At 69.7% G+C, this 16,559-nt stretch carries 14 protein-coding genes; 5 read left to right on the plus strand and 9 right to left on the minus strand.

What is annotated here, in order from left to right:
* Window positions 1-2: 2 nt before the first annotated feature.
* Window positions 3-926: a tRNA (adenosine(37)-N6)-dimethylallyltransferase MiaA gene (miaA, locus tag QLQ12_RS02770; RefSeq protein WP_407651395.1), complete on the minus strand. Its 924-nt coding sequence runs from the start codon at window positions 924-926 to the stop codon at window positions 3-5.
* 160 nt (window positions 927-1,086) lie between these two features.
* Here miaA and QLQ12_RS02775 point away from each other — a divergent pair, with 160 nt between their 5' ends.
* Window positions 1,087-2,295 carry a DUF349 domain-containing protein gene (locus tag QLQ12_RS02775; protein WP_282756930.1) on the plus strand — a complete coding sequence of 403 codons (1,209 nt, stop codon included), beginning with the start codon at window positions 1,087-1,089 and terminating at the stop codon, window positions 2,293-2,295.
* A 77-nt stretch (window positions 2,296-2,372) separates the two neighbouring features.
* On the opposite strand, the gene miaB is transcribed toward QLQ12_RS02775, so the two are convergent.
* Both miaB and QLQ12_RS02785 read right to left on the minus strand, forming a co-directional pair.
* On the minus strand, window positions 2,373-3,860 hold the full coding sequence (gene miaB / locus QLQ12_RS02780; RefSeq protein WP_282756931.1) for a tRNA (N6-isopentenyl adenosine(37)-C2)-methylthiotransferase MiaB: 1,488 nt from the start codon (window positions 3,858-3,860) through the stop codon (window positions 2,373-2,375).
* 21 nt (window positions 3,861-3,881) lie between these two features.
* Window positions 3,882-4,355 (minus strand): hypothetical protein, encoded by a 474-nt coding sequence (locus QLQ12_RS02785; protein ID WP_282756932.1) that lies wholly within the window; start codon window positions 4,353-4,355, stop codon window positions 3,882-3,884.
* A gap of 129 nt (window positions 4,356-4,484) precedes the next feature.
* On the opposite strand from QLQ12_RS02785, the gene QLQ12_RS02790 reads away from it, so the two are divergent.
* From QLQ12_RS02790 to QLQ12_RS02805, 4 genes are read left to right on the plus strand one after another with little or no spacing between them, the layout of a single operon-like run.
* Window positions 4,485-5,228: an amino acid ABC transporter ATP-binding protein gene (locus tag QLQ12_RS02790; RefSeq protein ID WP_282756933.1), complete on the plus strand. Its 744-nt coding sequence runs from the start codon at window positions 4,485-4,487 to the stop codon at window positions 5,226-5,228.
* A gap of 55 nt (window positions 5,229-5,283) precedes the next feature.
* Entirely contained in the window at window positions 5,284-6,162 is an 879-nt protein-coding gene (locus tag QLQ12_RS02795; protein ID WP_282756934.1) for a glutamate ABC transporter substrate-binding protein, read from the plus strand.
* A 29-nt stretch (window positions 6,163-6,191) separates the two neighbouring features.
* The gene (locus QLQ12_RS02800) at window positions 6,192-6,902 is read left to right on the plus strand and encodes an amino acid ABC transporter permease (RefSeq protein ID WP_282756935.1); all 711 of its coding nucleotides are present in this window, start codon (window positions 6,192-6,194) and stop codon (window positions 6,900-6,902) included.
* A complete protein-coding gene (locus QLQ12_RS02805) occupies window positions 6,899-7,861 on the plus strand; it encodes an amino acid ABC transporter permease (RefSeq protein ID WP_282756936.1) in 963 nt (320 codons plus the stop codon). Before QLQ12_RS02800 ends, QLQ12_RS02805 begins: the two co-directional genes overlap by 4 nt.
* 350 nt (window positions 7,862-8,211) lie before the next feature.
* Here the strand turns inward: QLQ12_RS02805 and rny are convergent, their stop codons facing one another.
* From rny to QLQ12_RS02835, 6 genes are all read right to left on the minus strand, one after another.
* Entirely contained in the window at window positions 8,212-9,936 is a 1,725-nt protein-coding gene (gene rny / locus QLQ12_RS02810) for a ribonuclease Y (protein ID WP_282757327.1), read from the minus strand.
* 2,250 nt (window positions 9,937-12,186) lie between these two features.
* Window positions 12,187-12,942, minus strand: coding sequence for a regulatory protein RecX (locus QLQ12_RS02815; RefSeq protein ID WP_282756937.1), 756 nt, complete (start codon window positions 12,940-12,942; stop codon window positions 12,187-12,189).
* A gap of 14 nt (window positions 12,943-12,956) precedes the next feature.
* Window positions 12,957-14,006, minus strand: a complete 1,050-nt coding sequence (recA, locus tag QLQ12_RS02820; protein ID WP_109590628.1) for a recombinase RecA — start codon at window positions 14,004-14,006, stop codon at window positions 12,957-12,959.
* Window positions 14,007-14,202: 196 nt separating this feature from the next.
* The gene (locus QLQ12_RS02825) at window positions 14,203-14,403 is read right to left on the minus strand and encodes a DUF3046 domain-containing protein (protein ID WP_282756938.1); all 201 of its coding nucleotides are present in this window, start codon (window positions 14,401-14,403) and stop codon (window positions 14,203-14,205) included.
* A 35-nt stretch (window positions 14,404-14,438) separates the two neighbouring features.
* The gene (locus QLQ12_RS02830; protein WP_282756939.1) at window positions 14,439-15,101 is read right to left on the minus strand and encodes a UdgX family uracil-DNA binding protein; all 663 of its coding nucleotides are present in this window, start codon (window positions 15,099-15,101) and stop codon (window positions 14,439-14,441) included.
* 109 nt (window positions 15,102-15,210) lie between these two features.
* Window positions 15,211-16,557: an aminotransferase class I/II-fold pyridoxal phosphate-dependent enzyme gene (locus tag QLQ12_RS02835; protein WP_282756940.1), complete on the minus strand. Its 1,347-nt coding sequence runs from the start codon at window positions 16,555-16,557 to the stop codon at window positions 15,211-15,213.
* Window positions 16,558-16,559: the final 2 nt, after the last annotated feature.

The raw sequence follows: 16,559 nt of genomic DNA on the forward strand, positions 1-16,559 counted from the left end.
CATCATCCCGCAAGACCCAGAGCGTCCGCCACGAGCTTCGGGTCCGTAGCGTCGAGCCAGGTGATCGAGGGATCGCGGCGGAACCAGGAGCGCTGGCGGCGGACGAACCGGCGGGTGCCCTGGACCGTGTCGGCCCGGGCCTGCTCCTCGGTGAGCACGCCGTCGATCTGGGCCAGCGCCTGCTGGTAACCGAGCGCCCGGGAGGCGGTCCGGCCCTCCCGGATGCCGTCCAGCCCGCGGACCTCGTCGATCAGGCCGGCCTCCCACATCAGGTCGACCCGCAGCGCGATCCGCTCGTCCAGCGCGGCGGTGTCGCGGTCGACGCCGATCTGCACGGACTCGTAGACCGGCCGGGGGTCCGGCAGGCTGGCGGTGAACGGCCGCCCGGTCAGCTCGATGACCTCCAGTGCGCGGACGATGCGACGGCCGTTGCTCGGCAGGATCTTGGCGGCGGCGGCCGGATCGTGCTCGCCGAGACGGGTGTGCAGGACACCCGGTCCGACCGCGGCCAGCTCCTCCTCCAGCCGGGCCCGCACCACCGGGTCGGTGCCGGGGAACTCGAAGTCCTCGAGGACCGCCCGGACGTAGAGGCCGGACCCGCCGACCAGCAGCGGCACCCGGCCCCGGCCGAGGATGTCGTCGATGGCCGCGCGGGCCAGCCGCTGGTATTCCGCGACCGCGGCCGGCTCGGTCACGTCCCAGATGTCGAGCAGATGATGGGGTACGCCCTCGCGCTCGGCCGCGGTCAGCTTGGCCGTCCCGATGTCCATGCCGCGGTAGAGCTGCATGGAGTCGGCGTTGACGACCTCACCGCCGAGCTCGTGGGCGAGAGCGATGCTCAGGGCCGACTTCCCGGCCGCGGTCGGGCCCACGACGGTGACCACTCGCTGACCTGTCCGGAACGGCACGAACCAACCGTAGGACACCGTTGTGTCACGGTCGTCGGCGGGAGCTTTCCCCTGACCGGGTTGGACCTGTGACAATGCGCGAGAAAGAATGCCAGTGAGAAGTTGGCATTCAGGCTGCGCTATGGCGGCGGCCACCGGCCCGGACGGCCGGTGACGCCGGGAGGACGAGGATGAGCTCATGAACGACTGGACGGCCTTCGGGCGCGTGGATGCCGACGGCACCGTGTACGTGAAGACTGCCGAGGGCGACCGTGTGGTCGGCTCCTGGCAGGCGGGCACCCCAGAGGAAGGGCTCGCCCACTTCGCCCGGCGATTCGCCGACCTGGTGACCGAGGTCGACCTCGTCGAGGCTCGCCTCAAGTCGGGCGCGGCCGACGCGGCCCACTCGCAGAGCAGCGTGAAGCGGCTGCGGAGCCAGCTCGACGAGGCCCACGTGGTCGGCGACATCGACGGCCTCGTGGCCCGGCTCGACCGGCTCGCCGCCCTGGCCGAGGAGAAGGCCGGTGAGGCCCGCGCCGCCCGCGAGGTCGCCCGCACCGAGGCGCTCGCCCGCAAGAACGCCCTGGTCGAGGAAGCGGAGAAGATCGCTGCCGACGCCACCGGGTGGAAGACGGCCGGCGACCGGCTCAAGGAGATCCTCGACGAGTGGAAGACCATCCGCGGCGTCGACAAGAAGACCGACGGCGAGCTGTGGAAGCGCTTCGCCGCCGCCCGTGACGGCTTCACCCGCCGCCGCGGCGCCCACTTCGCCACCCTCGACGGTCAACGCAAGCAGGCGCAGACCGCGAAGGAGGATCTGGTCAAGGAGGCCGAGGCCCTGGCCGAGTCGACCGAGTGGTCGAGCACCGCCAACCGGCTCAAGGACCTGATGACCGAGTGGAAGGCGGCGCCGCGCGCTGCCAAGGAGGCCGAGCAGCGCCTCTGGGAACGCTTCCGGGCCGCTCAGGACGCGTTCTTCACCCGCCGCAGCGAGGTCTTCTCCGCCCGCGACGCGGAATACCAGGGCAACCTGGAGAAGAAGCAGGCCATCCTCGCCGAGCTCGAGGCGATCGACGTGGACGCCGACGCCCGCGCCGCGCAGAACAAGCTCCGCGACGCCCAGGCCGCCTGGCACGAGGCCGGCCGGGTGCCCCGGGAGGCCTCCGCCTCGCTGGACCGCCGCTGGCGGAACGCCGAGGAGCGCATCCGGGTGGCGATGGACTCGGCGTGGCGCAAGACCACCCCGCAGGACAACCCGCTGCTGCGCCAGATGCGCGAGCAGGTCGCCGAGGCCGAGCAGCGCCTGGAGCGGGCGAAGGCGGCCGGCGACAACCGCCGGATCAAGGAGGCCGAGCAGGCGCTCGCCTCGAAGAGGCAGTTCCTGGCTCTGGCCGAGCAGGCGAACTGATCACGAGTTGAACGAAGGAGGGCGTTGGTCCGGCCGGTCCAACGCCCTCCGTCGGTCGTCCAGCAGGGCCGGTCGTCCTACAGGGCGCACCCTTCGGATGCGGGCGGCAGCGGCGCCGGCGCGCCGATGGTGGGCAGGCCCAGCGAGACACCCTTGAGCTTGGGGGTCCGGCCGGCCTCGAAGGCGTCACCCGCACGGGTCCGGCGGTGACTCAGCGGGTCGCCGTCGGCGTTGAGGTGGTGCGGAGCCGCATAGGTGACCACGGTCTCGATCAGGTCGCCCGGGCGGGGGGTGAGGCCGCCGGTGGCGAAGTGGACCAGCCGGCCGTCACGGGCCCGGCCGCTCATCCGGCCGGTGTGCTCGTCCTTGCGGCCCTCGCCGACCGCGACCAGAACCTCGACCTTCTCGCCGACCAGCTTCTTGTTCTCCGACCAGGTGATGTCCTCGAGCGTGGCGAGCAGCCGCTCGTAACGCTCCTGGACGACCTTCTTGGGGATCTGATCCGCCATGGTCGCGGCGGGGGTGCCGGGACGGATCGAGTACTGGAAGGTGAAGGCGGTGGAGAACCGGGCCTGGCGGACGACCTCGAGGGTCTGCTCGAAGTCCTCCTCGGTCTCGCCGGGGAAGCCGACGATGATGTCCGTGGTGATCGCGGCGTCCGGCATGGCGGCCCGGACCTTCTCGATGATGCCCAGGTATTTCTCCTGGCGGTAACTGCGGCGCATCGCCTTGAGCACCCGGTCGGAGCCGGACTGCAGCGGCATGTGCAGCGAGTGGCACACGTTCGGCGTCTCGGCCATCGCGGCGATCACGTCGTCGGTGAAGTCTTTCGGGTGCGGGCTGGTGAACCGGACCCGCTCCAGGCCCTCCACCTCGCCGGTGGCGCGCAGCAGCTTGCCGAACGCGAGCCGGTCGCCGAACTCGACGCCGTAGGAGTTCACGTTCTGCCCGAGCAGGGTGACCTCGAGGACGCCCTCGGCCACCAGGGCGCGGACCTCGGCCAGGATATCGCCGGGGCGGCGGTCCTTCTCCTTGCCGCGCAGCGCCGGGACGATGCAGAAGGTGCAGGTGTTGTTGCAGCCCACCGAGATGGAGACCCAGCCGGCGTACGTCGACTCGCGCTTGGTCGGCAGCGTGGAGGGGAAGACCTCGAGCGACTCGAGGATCTCGACCTGCGCCTCCTCGTTGTGCCGGGCGCGTTCCAGCATGGCCGGCAGCGACCCGATGTTGTGGGTGCCGAAGACGACGTCCACCCAGGGCGCCTTCTTGACGATGTCGCCCTTGTCCTTCTGAGCGAGGCAGCCGCCGACCGCGATCTGCATGCCGGGGTTCTTGAGCTTGGTGGGGCGCAGGTGGCCGAGGTTGCCGTAGAGGCGGTTGTCGGCGTTCTCGCGGACCGCGCAGGTGTTGAAGACCACGACGTCCGCCGCGTCCGTGCCGGCGGCGCGCACGTAGCCGGCGTCCTCCATCAGCCCGGAGATCCGCTCGCTGTCGTGCACGTTCATCTGGCAGCCGTAGGTGCGCACATCATAGGTGCGCGGGGCGCCCTGCGTTTCGGTAGTCATGGCAATTGACCAGGCTACCCGTTACGCCGCGGCGGGCCGCTCCGGTGTCGGGTCGGGTTTCCACCGCGAACGGTCACAGCCGGCCGACGAGGCACAGGCGGGGTCGCCTCCGGTGCACGGCCGGGCGTGCCGCCGCTCCGGGCCGTCGTCGGTCTCGCGCTCCTCGACGTGCACGGCCCGCAAGCTGCCGTCGGGTTCGGCTAGCACGTACCGCGTCGGATTGAGGGTGTCGTCGGGAAGCAGGACCGCGGCGCGGAGCCGGACCGCGACGGCGCTCGCGATGGTCTCCTCGGCGACGCCGTCCGGCGTCATGTAAATGTCGATCACGGTGGGGAAGTCCCCGCCGACGTGGTAGACGTCGCAGAGCAGATCAGCGCCGGGGACCAGACCGTGCACCGGCCGCCCCAGAGCGCCGGCCAGAGCGCCCATCACTCGACCGGGATCGATCCGTTCGGCGATGCACCAGTTCCACGGGCCGCCCGCCATAAACTCCATGGTCCTGACCCCTTTCCCAGCCCATCAGCTGTGTTACCGCTCCGTGACCATTCTCGACACAATCCGATACTGAGCGCCCCATAGGGTGTGTCCATTCGAGTGAACCGACAACGAGCGGATGGACCAGGAGTGACAGGCGAAGCTCTCATCGTCCTTGAGAACGTCAACAAGTGGTTCGGCCCCTTGCACGTGCTACAGGACGTCGATCTGTCTGTCGCGCGTGGCGAGGTGGTGGTCGTTATCGGACCCTCTGGGTCCGGGAAGTCCACGCTGTGCCGTGCCATCAACCGGCTGGAGCCGATCAACTCCGGCACGATCATCTTCGACGGGCAACCGCTGCCGGCGGAGGGCCGTGCCCTTGCCCGGCTGCGCAGCGAAGTCGGTATGGTCTTCCAGTCCTTCAACCTCTTTGCGCACAAGACGATCTTGCAGAACGTCATGCTGGGCCCGATCAAGGTGCGTAAGGAGAAGGCCGCGGTGGTCCGCGACCGGGCCATGAGCCTGCTGGAGCGGGTCGGCATCGCCAACCAGGCCGACAAGTACCCGGCTCAGCTCTCCGGCGGCCAGCAGCAGCGTGTCGCGATCGCGCGGGCGCTCGCCATGCAGCCCAAGGCGCTGCTCTTCGACGAGCCGACCAGCGCGCTGGACCCGGAGATGGTCGGCGAGGTTCTGGACGTGATGACCTCGCTGGCGAAAGAGGGCATGACCATGGTGGTCGTCACGCACGAGATGGGCTTCGCCCGGCACGCGGCGGACCGTGTCGTGTTCATGGCCGACGGCCAGCTCGTCGAGCAGGCCGCGCCGGAGGAGTTCTTCGCGAACCCGCGCAGCGACCGGGCCAAGGACTTCCTTTCCAAAATCCTCACGCACTGATGCGCCCTCAGGGCTGCCGCGCGACGGCAGCCCTGATCGAAAAGGAGATGAAGACATGCGTTTCACTCGTGTAGCAGCCCTGGCCACCGCCACGGCTCTGACTTTCGGAATGACCGCCTGCGGCGGCAAGGACGCCGAATCGGGCGCCACCGGCACCACCAAGACGTTCGCCGCGGGCAGCACCATGGAGCGGCTCAACAAGGCTCAGGCGATCAAGGTCGGCACCAAGTTCGACCAGCCGGGCTTCGGCCTCAAGGGCCTCTCCGGCAAGCCTGAGGGCTTCGACGTCGAGGTCGCGAAGATCATCGTCAAGGAGCTCGGGATCCCGGCGGACAAGATCACGTTCGTCGAGACGCCCTCGAAGATCCGCGAAGACGCCATCGTCAACAACAACGTCGACTTCGTGGTGGCCACCTACACGATCAACGACAAGCGCAAGGAGCGCATCGCGTTCGCCGGGCCGTACTACGAGGCCGGCCAGAACATCCTGGTCAAGGCGGCGGACACCGCGATCACCGGCCCGGACGCGTTCAAGGCCGGCGACAAGAAGGTCTGCTCGGTCACCGGCTCCACGCCGGCCGAGAAGATCAAGGAATCGGTCAAGGACGTCGCGACCCAGGTCGTGCTCTTCGACACCTACGACAAGTGCGTCGCCGCTCTCGACGGTGGCCAGGTGGACGCGGTCACGACCGACAACGTCATCCTCCTCGGCTACATCGCCAAGAACGCGGGCAAGTACAAGCTGGCCGGCCCCAACTTCACCAAGGAGCCGTACGGCATCGGCGTGAAGCTGGAGGACAAGGCCTTCCGGACCTTCATCAACGACACGCTCGAGAAGGCGTACGCCGACGGTAGCTGGAAGAAGGCCTGGGACGGCACCGCCGGCAAGTTCGGCGCCGAGCTCGGCGCTGCCCCGACCGTCAACCGTTACTGATCATCAGCTGATCCGGGGAGCTTCCACCCGTGAGTGTGTTAGTAGACAAGTTCGACGTCTTCGCGGGCGGTTTCTGGCTCACCCTCCAGATCTGCGTGCTCGCCGCGATCGGCGCCCTGATCCTGGGCGCCGTCGTGGCGGTGCTCCGCATCTCCCCGGTGCCGCCCCTGCGAGCGCTCGGCACCGCCTACGTCACGATCTTCCGCAACATGCCGCTGACCGTGGTCATGTTCTTCGCCGCGTTCGCGTTGCCGGCGCTCGGCTCCAACGCCGATTTCCTGCGCATCCCGGTGCTCGACGTGGTCTTCACGCGACTCAGCACCGACCTGCCGTACTTCCGTTTCGCCCTGATCGCGCTGGTCCTCTACACCGCCGCGTTCGTCTGCGAGGCGCTGCGGTCCGGCGTGAACGCGGTCTCGCCCGGTCAGGCCGAGGCGGCCCGCTCGCTCGGCCTCACCTTCGGGCAGAACCTGCGGTACGTGGTGCTGCCGCAGTCGTGGAAAGCCTCGATCGTCCCGCTCGGTTCGGTGATCATCGCGATGATCAAGAACTCGGCGCTGATCGGCTTCTTCGGTGTCGTGGGCGACCTCTCCGCGACCGCCGACCAGCTCACCGGCGCCGAGGGCTATGCCTTCATCCCCGTCGCCATCGGCATCTCGATCGGATACCTGATCATGACCGTTCCCCTCGGGGCCCTTCTCGACCGGATCGAGCAGCGACAGGCGGTGGCGGCCCGATGAGCCAGCAGTCCGTCCTCTACGACGTCCCGGGCCCACGTCAGCGGCGTCTCACCCTGATCCTCAGCGTCGTCGCCGGCCTGCTGGTCGCCGCCGGCGCGTACTACCTGATCTACCTGCCGCTGGACGAGAAGGGCCAGTTCTCGCTGGAGCTGTGGGGCCCGCTGATCGACCCCTCCAACGAGAACTTCGTCCTGGTCTGGCAGCGGATCTGGGTCGGCGTCCAGAACACCCTGATCGCAGCCGTCCTGGCGATCGTCTGCTCGCTGGTCATCGGCACTCTGCTGTCCATCCTCCGGATCCAGCTCAAGAGCCTCACCACGCGGCGGTTCGCCGACTCCACCGCCCCCGTGGCGTACTTTCTGCGCGGGCTCAGCCTCGGGCTCTCCGCGCTCACCCGCGTCTGCGTCGAGGTGTTCCGCGGCCTGCCGGTGGTCATCACGATCTTCTTCGTGGCCCGGGGCTTCCCCGAGTTCGGCATCACCTTCGATACGCTGTGGTATCTGGTGATCGGCCTGACCGTCTACAACGGGGTGGTCATCGCCGAAATCCTCCGCTCCGGCATGGAAGGCCTGCCGCCCGGCCAGCGTGAAGCGGCTCTCGCCATCGGCCTCTCCCCGCTGCAGACGACCGGGCTGATCCTGCTGCCGCAGGCTTTCCGGATCATGCTTCCGGCGCTGATCAGCCAGCTCGTCGTGGTCCTCAAGGACACCTCGCTCGGCTTCATCATCAGTTTCGAGGAAACCCTCAACATCGGTAAGCAGATCATCCTCGCCCTGAGCAACCCGATCCAGGTCTACGTGGTGATCGGCTTGCTGTTCATCCTGGCGAACTACTCGCTGTCGAAACTCGCCCAGTACGTCCAGCGCCGCCTCGCCCGGGGCCGCAAGACCGCCGGACTGCCGCCGCAGAACCCCCCTCCCGCAGCCGTGACCGCACAAGCGGAAGCTTCTGTGGTTTAGGGCCCTTTCGTAGCTGCCGAGCAGCTCAGAGCACCAACGAGCGCCTGCCTCGTAGGCAACAGCAGCCACCGCCGCATTCCCGGGCCCACGCACTTTCGGGACGTGGCGGTGGCTGCTTGCTGTCGCGATTGCCGGCCCGGGTGTCCCACGCGCGCTGCCGACAGCCGGTGCGCCAGTCCGGCCGTACAATGCACCACTTCGGTAGGCGTGGCCCGCTCGCTGAGCGCGAGCCCGCGGGGCGTCCGGAGCCTCCGTCAGGGCCACACCGGCACACCGTGACAGCATCTTGCCCGCTACCACTCCCCCGGCGCGAACCTGACCCCTCAGACCTCCAGCGCCGCACCAGCGAATCACCGGGCCAGTTCGGTCACCCGGGACTCACGGACCACGGTGACCCGGATCTGACCCGGATAGGTCAGCTCCTCCTCGATCTGCTTCGCCACATCACGGGCGAGCACGGCGGCGCCGATGTCGTCGATGTCGTCCGGCCGCACCATCACCCGGATCTCGCGGCCGGCCTGCATCGCGAAGACCTTCTCCACCCCGGCCTTCCCGCCGGCGATCTCCTCGATCCGCTCCAGACGCTTGACGTACGCCTCCAAGCTTTCCCGCCGAGCCCCCGGCCGCCCACCGGAACAGGCGTCCGCGGCCTGCGTCAGCACCGCCTCGATGGTCTGCGGCGGCACCTCGTTGTGATGTGCCTCGATCGCGTGGACGACATCCTCGTGCTCGCCGTACTTCCGGGCCATGTCGGCGCCGATCAGGGCGTGGCTGCCCTCCACCTCGTGAGTCAGCGCCTTGCCGATGTCGTGCAGGAACGCCGCCCGCTTCATCGTCGGCACGTCCAGGCCCAGCTCAGCCGCCATGATCCCGGCGATGTGGGCGGTCTCCACCAGGTGCTTCAGGACGTTCTGGCCATAACTGGTGCGGTACCGCAGCCGGCCCAGCAGCTTCGCCAGCTCCGGGTGGATGGTGGTGATCCCGACGTCGACCAGAGCCTCCTCGGCCGCCCGGTCGCAGAGGCGCTCCACCTCGTTCTTGGCGCTGTCGAAGACCTCCTCGATCCGGTGCGGGTGGATCCGGCCGTCCAGCACCAGCTTCTCCAGCGTGAGCCGGCCCACCTCCCGGCGCACCGGATCGAAGCAGGACAGCAGCACCGCCTCCGGAGTGTCATCGATGATCAGGTTGACGCCGGTGGTCGACTCGAACGCCCGGATGTTGCGGCCCTCACGGCCGATGATCCGGCCCTTCATCTCGTCGCTCGGCAGATGCAGGACGCTGACCACGCTCTCCGCGGTCTGCTCACTGGCGATGCGCTGGATGGCGTCGACCACGATGTGCCGGGCCCGGGTGTCGGCGGTGCTCCTCGCGTCGGTCTCGATGTCCCGGACCAGGATCGCGGCCTCCCGCTTCGCCTGCCCCTCGATCGCCTCGATTAACTCGGTGCGGGCCGACTCCGCGGTCAGCCCGGCGATCCGCTCCAGCTCCCGGCGCCGGACCTCCTCCGCCTTGGCCAGTTCGGTCTCCCGCCTCGCCAGAGCAGCCTCACGCCCGGACAGATCCGACTCCAGCGCGGCCAGGCGGCGCTCCCGCTCGACCAGGCGCTCCACCTCTTCGCTGTGCAGCCGCTCCCGCTCGTCGATCCGGGCGGCGCGACGCTCCACCTCCGCCGCCTGCTCCTTCGCCGTGGCGTTCAGCAGCGCGATCTCCCGCTCCCCGGACCGGCGGGCGGCGGCACGAACCTGCTCGGCGTCCGCCTCGGCCTGACGGTGAGCGTGCTCCAGGATGGTGTCGGCCTCACTGTGGGCCGTCTCCAGAACCCGGCGAGCCTCGGCGCGGGCCGCACTCGCCTCAGCCTTGGCGGCGGCGGCCTCCGCGCGTACCGAAGCGGCCTTCGCGTTCGCGTCCTCGACCTTCGCCTGCGCGTCGCCGACCGCCTGTTCCTGCCGTTCCTGGGCGTCCTGCCGGTCGGCGCGCAACTGGCGCAGCGCCCGCGTCCCGAGGACCAGCCCGGCTATCACCGATGCGGCAAGCACGATGATCGCAACCACGAGCACCCAGTCCACGGGGTCCATCACGCCGCGTCTCCCTTCGGCCGCCGGCGCGGTGCACACGCGCGCGGGCATCTCTGCGGGATGCCCGACCAAGGCAGATGACCGCGGGCGGCACCGGGCCCGGGTTTACGCGCACCGCCGTCGGCCACCCCGAGCCTCCAGTCTCCGTCCCCGCGGCGCCCGCCGCCCGGCTTGCGCCCGGCCGGCACCATGTGCCCGCCGAACCAGCCTGCGCTGGATCGCCGGCCGCGTCGCCGTCTGGTCCGCGCCGGCTGATCGGCCTGCGCTTTCCATCCGGCTGCCCGGCCATTCCGCTGGCCAGCCGGTCGGGCTGCGCTTCCGCTTGCCGGCGCTTGCCGTCCGGAGTCGCGACGGTCGTCCGGCTGGCTTCAGCCGTCTAGCCTCGCGGCTGGGCCATCCGACCCCGCTGGGCCATCCGACCCCGCTGGGCCATCTGGCTCGGCTGCGGCCGCCAGGCTCGCCGCTACCGTCCAGCCCCGGCTGGGCCGTCTGGCTCAGCTACAGCCGCCAGGCCTCGCCGCCGTCCGAGCCGGCTGGCTCGGGTCCAGCCGTCTGGCTCGGCTTCGGCTGTCCGGCTCGGCGTTGGCTCCCGGACGGATGGCTTCAGCTGCCGGCTGCCCGGTTGGCTTCGGCCCCGGCCGGATGGCTTCGGCGTTCGAGCCGCTGGACGGAGCGGCGCCAGCCCGGCCGTGGAACGGCTGAGCCCGCGACCGCCGGACCGATCGCGGCCGGCTCTCGCCGTGCTTCCGCGCCAGTCCTGCCCGGTCGCACCGGCATGCCGCCGACGGCCCCGCACGGCTTCCGGTCATCACCGGTCGCCTGAGGCCGCCGTCGCGCCCGGGTTGGAGAACCCGGCCGCATCGGCATCCGCTGGGCCGCCGGCTCGGCTGCCGCCCGGCGCCTCCGCAGGCGCGACGACCCGGCCCATGCCCGCCGCATGCGCACCGATCAGATCGGTGACTGCAGCACTCGGGGGGCCATGCCGCCCGCCCGGGCCGAAGAACCTCGAAGGATCTCGAGACGCTCCGTCGGGAGGTGCCGACGGGTCACGCCGCCCAATGATGATCTTTCGTCCATCGGTACGACGTTTCCCTGCGTAGCCGTGCCACCGCGATCGCCCCACCGAACGGGAGGCCGTTACGGTCCGTGGGATATGACGATGTCTCGAGCGAACGCTGTCGCCCGAGACCCCGTCTGCTCTCCCCCGGCCGGTATCGGTTCCCCCGCCAGTGAGCCGGCCACCGGCCGCTCGAATCAGGAGTGTGTGGAGTTGTGGGGTTGACCGCCGGTATGTCGCGCCATCGACCGCGCGGTCAGCGGCCGATGAAGGTGCCACTTGAGCGAAATCCGTCCAAGTGATGCCGTAATGTAATGCGATCTATGTTGTGCCTGTTGTAAACGATGGTCGAACAAACCTTGTGTAACGCGAGGCTAGGTCGCGAGCACCGCTTCGGTCAAGGACTCATGATTCGGCAGTGGATAGGACGTAGGGCACAGACTTGCCTACGCCCAGCCCACGATCCCACGGGACATTTCTAGACGTACCGTGCGATCACGCCGTGAAAAACGAGACCCTCCCCAGCCCAGAGCATTATCGCGACCCGCGTCACCACCGAAGCATGTGACACGGAGCGTGACAACCGACCGAAGTAACGGAGCGTATCAGCCACCTCGGCTCGGAGCCGCCGCGTGATATCGACCCGAACAGGTGCCTGAGGAACGATCCTCACATCCCTGATCATATCGGCGTCCGCCCTGGTTACGGCCTCAATGCCACGGCTGCTCACCACTCGCCGACTGCCGCGCTCCCGGCACGCTTCCTTCGCCGATCATCCCCGGGGTGCGAGGTGTTCATACCCACACCCACCACCTCGGTCGACGATCGCCCCACTCGCCGCGCCGCCACTCCGAGTCTGGTCGCCGGCCGGACCGGAGCGCGCACTGGCCGCGAGGCGCGGGCCGCCGAGCCTGGGTTTCCCGTAGGGCTCATCGCGCCAGCCCGCAGGGATCACCGCCGTAGCCCCGGTCACCGCCGTAGCCCCGCAGAGGGTCACCGGCGCAGTCCCGCGGCCGCCGCCGTAGCCCCCGGTCACCGCCGTAGGTCAACGTGACAGGTTGCCAGGACCACCGCGGGGAGACGGGCGCGGCCGTCAACGCGTCAGAACGCACAGACCCCGGCTACGCGAGGGGTACAGCCCTGAACGCCAGGAGACCCTGCTTCTCCAGCCGCCCGCAGCAGAGAGCGAGCGCTCAGGACTGCAGGCCGTCAGCCTCGTCGGCGAGGGCGTCAGCGTCGATCGCCTCAGCGAACTCCGCGGCCTCGGCATCGCGGGCTGCCAGCGCGTCCTTCACGGCGCCGATGGCCACACCGGCTGGATAACCCTTGCGAGCCAGCATCGCGACGAGTCGCCGGAATATCGCGTCAGGCGCCCCTCGCGCGGTGCGGAGCTTACGGTCCACCAGCGCCCGAGCCGTCTCGGCTTCCGACTCGTCGTCGACGGCCTCCAGTGCCTCGCCTGCCACTTCCGCGTCGACGCCGCGCTGCCGCAACTCGTTGGCGAGCGCACGCCGGGCCAACCCTCGGCCCTGATGCCGGCTGGAGACCCAGGCACGGGCGAAGGCCGCGTCGTCGATGATGCCGACTTCGTCATACCGGTCGAGGACCTCGGCGATCACCTCCTCCGAGATCTCCTTGCGGATCAGCACCTTCGTCAGCTCGGCACGGGTCCGCGGGCGGACCGCCAGCTGGCGGAGGCAGATCTCCCGGGCGACCTCTGACTCGCTCCGCGGCGGGGACTCGCCGCCGCGGCTGCCGGACGGGGTTTCGGACCCGCCGTCGGCTCGGGTATCACCCGAAAAGGTGGAACCCGGCGCGCCACGCCGACCGCGACGCGCGGTGGCACGTCGCGGCTCCCCGGCATCACCGTCTGATGACGTCTCGGCACCGGCCCGGGGCGGGATGGCATCCCATCCTCGCCCGGACCGTGCGCCACGTCGTCCGGCCATCACGGATTACCGGATCAGAAGTCGACCGGCGGCAGCTCAGGGCCACCGGCGGCGTCGCCGGCACCCGCCTGGCCGACACCGAGCTTCTCGAGGATCTTCTTCTCGATCTCGGCGGCCACGTCGGGGTTCTCCTTGAGGAACTCCCGGGCCTTCTCCTTGCCCTGGCCGAGCTGGTCGCCGTCATAGGTGTACCAGGCGCCCGACTTGCGGATGATGTTCTGCTCGACACCGACGTCGATGAGCGAGCCCTCACGGGAGATGCCCTTGCCATACATGATGTCGAACTCGGCCTGCTTGAACGGCGCGGCCACCTTGTTCTTGACGACCTTGACCCGGGTGCGGTTGCCGATGACGTCGGTGCCGTCCTTCAGGCTCTCGATGCGCCGGACGTCGAGGCGGACCGACGAGTAGAACTTCAGCGCGCGGCCACCGGTCGTGGTCTCGGGCGAGCCGAACATGACGCCGATCTTCTCGCGGAGCTGGTTGATGAAGATCGCGGTCGTGCCCGAGTTGCTGAGGATGCCGGTGATCTTCCGAAGCGCCTGGCTCATCAGGCGGGCCTGGAGACCGACGTGGCTGTCGCCCATCTCACCCTCGATCTCGGCACGCGGCACGAGGGCGGCGACCGAGTCGATCACGATGATGTCGAGCGCGCCGGAGCGGATCAGCATGTCCGCGATTTCGAGCGCCTGCTCACCGGTGTCGGGCTGCGAGATGAGAAGGGCGTCGGTGTCGACGCCGAGGGCCCGCGCGTAGTCAGGATCGAGAGCGTGCTCCGCGTCGATGAACGCCGCGATGCCGCCGGCCTTCTGCGCGTTGGCCACCGCGTGCAGGGCGACCGTCGTCTTACCGCTCGACTCCGGACCGTAGATCTCGATGACCCGGCCGCGCGGCAGGCCACCGACGCCGAGGGCCACATCGAGGGCGATGGAGCTGGTGGGGATGACGGCGGTCTGCACGACCGGCCGCTCCCCGAGCCTCATCACCGAGCCCTTGCCGAACTGCTTGTCGATCTGTGCCAGCGCCAGTTCGAGCGCTTTCTCCCGATCAGGTCCTGCAGCCATTCCCGACACCCCTGTATTCGACTTCATACTCTTCGTCGACGCGCTCTTGTTCACCACGGTCGACACGTTAGGCGGTGGGTACGACAAAAATCCTCCGCCCTGTCGTGTGCTGTGGATGACCGAGCCGCTGTGGACAATAGCCGAACACCTGTACGACGATCGAGTGACACGCCAGAACAGACGTACGAACAGCAGCTCAACGCAGTCGTGAGGGCACCCGATCGGGGTACGCCGCCACCACCGCGCGCCAGATGGTAGCCGTCTCGACACCCTTGGTGATGGCCTCGTCGATGGTCCGCCCGCCGAGCTCGGTGAAGGAGTGATCGGCGGCGAAACTTCGGACATAGGCGGAGCCGAAGCTCTGTTCCAGGCGTTCCCACAATTCTGTCAACCGCACCGGCAAAGGGTACCCAGAAGCGACGCCCGGCGACCTCAGGCGACGGCGGCGGCCGCCACCTTGAGGTCGTCGACGAGACCCTGGTACGCGGCGTCCCGGTCGTCGGCCCGCAGGACCGCCGACGGGTGGATCGTGGCCAGCGCCTGGATGTCCTCGACCGGGAAGTCCTCCGGGTGCTGGGCCGAGGCGGGCCAGGGCATCAACTGCCCGCGCGACCGGGTCACCCGGAACGACGGCCCGAGCAGCGCCTTGCCCGCGGTCGCACCGAGGATGACCACCAATTGAGGCTTGAGCAGCGAGAACTCGGAAACGAGCCAGGGCCGGCAAGCGGCGATATGCGCCGGCCCCGGGCTCTGGTGGATCCGCCGGGCGCCCCGCGTCTCGAAACGGAAGTGCTTCACCGCGTTCGTGATGTAGAGGTCGGAGGGATCGAGCCCGGCATCGTCCACGGCCTCGCGGAGCAGATGGCCGGCCGGCCCCACGAACGGGAGGCCCCGCCGGTCCTCGACGTCGCCGGGCTGCTCACCGACGAAGACGACCTTCGCGTGTGGCGCCCCACGGCCGAAGACGGTCTGTGTCGCATCTGCGAAGAGCTCGCAGCCCTGGCAGTCCGCGGCCGCGGACTTCAACTCGTCGATGCTCCGGGGGTGCTGTGGCACCCACTGCTGTGCGCCCGCCGGCGGCTCCGTCCATGGCATGGCACCGTTCTACCCGTACCCCCCGACAACATTCCGCCCGGTTTCCCCCTGGAGGGGGACACCGAACCGCCCCACCGGCCGGTTCGAGCGGGGCGGCGCGGCGGAACTCTCACCTCATCGGCGAGGTGATGCCGGCCGGACGGACGGCGGACGCCACCGCTCGCGCCAGCTCCGCCGTCTCCCCGTGCGCCAGGGTGCTGATCGTGATGCGGATCCCCGGTGGTGACTCCAGGCGGAAGAGCGCGCCCGGAGCGACCGCGTAGCCCCGGTCGCGGAGTGCCGCGATCGCCCTGGTCTCGTCCGGCACGGGGACCCAGACGTTGATGCCGGTGTCGCCGAACGCCTCGACCCCCTCCGCCCGGAGGGCCGCACGAAGGGCACGACGGCGTTCGCCGTAGGCGCCGGCGGCCCGGGCCACCCGGGCGGTCGTCTCCGGGTCACGCCACAGCCGCAGCAGCATCCGCTGCAGGACGGTGGAGACCCAGCCCATGCCGATACTCATCCGCCCGGCCACCCGTCCGATGGTCGTCTCGTCGCCGGCCAGGACGGCGATGCGCAGGTCGGGGCCGAACGGTTTCGAGGCGGAGCGGACGAACGCCCAGGACCCCGTCACCGGGCCGATGCAGTGCGGCTCGTGATCGGCCAGCTCAGCGGCATGGTCGTCCTCGACGACCAGCACCCCCGGATGAGCCCTCAGCAGCTCTCGAAGCTGATCGGCACGGCCGGCGCTCACCGCGGCGCCGGTCGGGTTCTGCGCGCGGACGGTGACGACCACGGCGCGGGCGCCGGAGCGCAGCGCGGCTGCGAGCGCCTGGGGATCGGGGCCCTGCTCGTCGACGGCCACCGGGGCCGCCCGCATGCCCAGGGCGGCCAGCAGGTCGATCAGGGCCGCCCAGCCCGGGTCCTCGATCGCGACGGTGTCGCCCGGGCGCAGGTGGGCGTTGAACACCCGCTCGATCGAGTCGAGCGCTCCGGAGGTGACCATGATCTCCGCTCCGGAGACCGGCACGCCTTCGGCACGGAGTCGGGGGCGCGCGGCGTCGGCCAGCTCGGGCATGGTGACCGCGGACGCGTACCCCTCGGGTGGGTCCATGTCGGCCGCGACGGCGGCCATGACCGGAGCCAGGGGCGGCAGCAACCGGACATCGGGCTCGCCGGTGGAGAGATCCCGCAGCCCGGACGGGACCGGAGAACGCAGCCCGGCGCGCGGCCCGGCCACGGACGGGCGGGAGCGGACCCGGGTGCCCCGGCGGCCCTCGGTCTCGACCACGCCGCGTTGCCGCAGCTCCTGATAGGCCTTGGCGACCGTCGCGGGGCTGACGTGGAGGGCGCCGGCGAGGATCCGCACCGACGGGAGAGCGGCCCCGCTGACCCAATCCCCTCGGAGGACCCCCGCCTCGATGCTGGCGGAAATCTCAGCGGCGCTCTCGCCACTCACCTGATACTGTTCTGCCACAG

The sequence above is a fragment of the Actinoplanes sandaracinus genome, from assembly GCF_030009775.1.
Taxonomy (GTDB): Bacteria; Actinomycetota; Actinomycetes; order Mycobacteriales; family Micromonosporaceae; genus Actinoplanes; species Actinoplanes sandaracinus.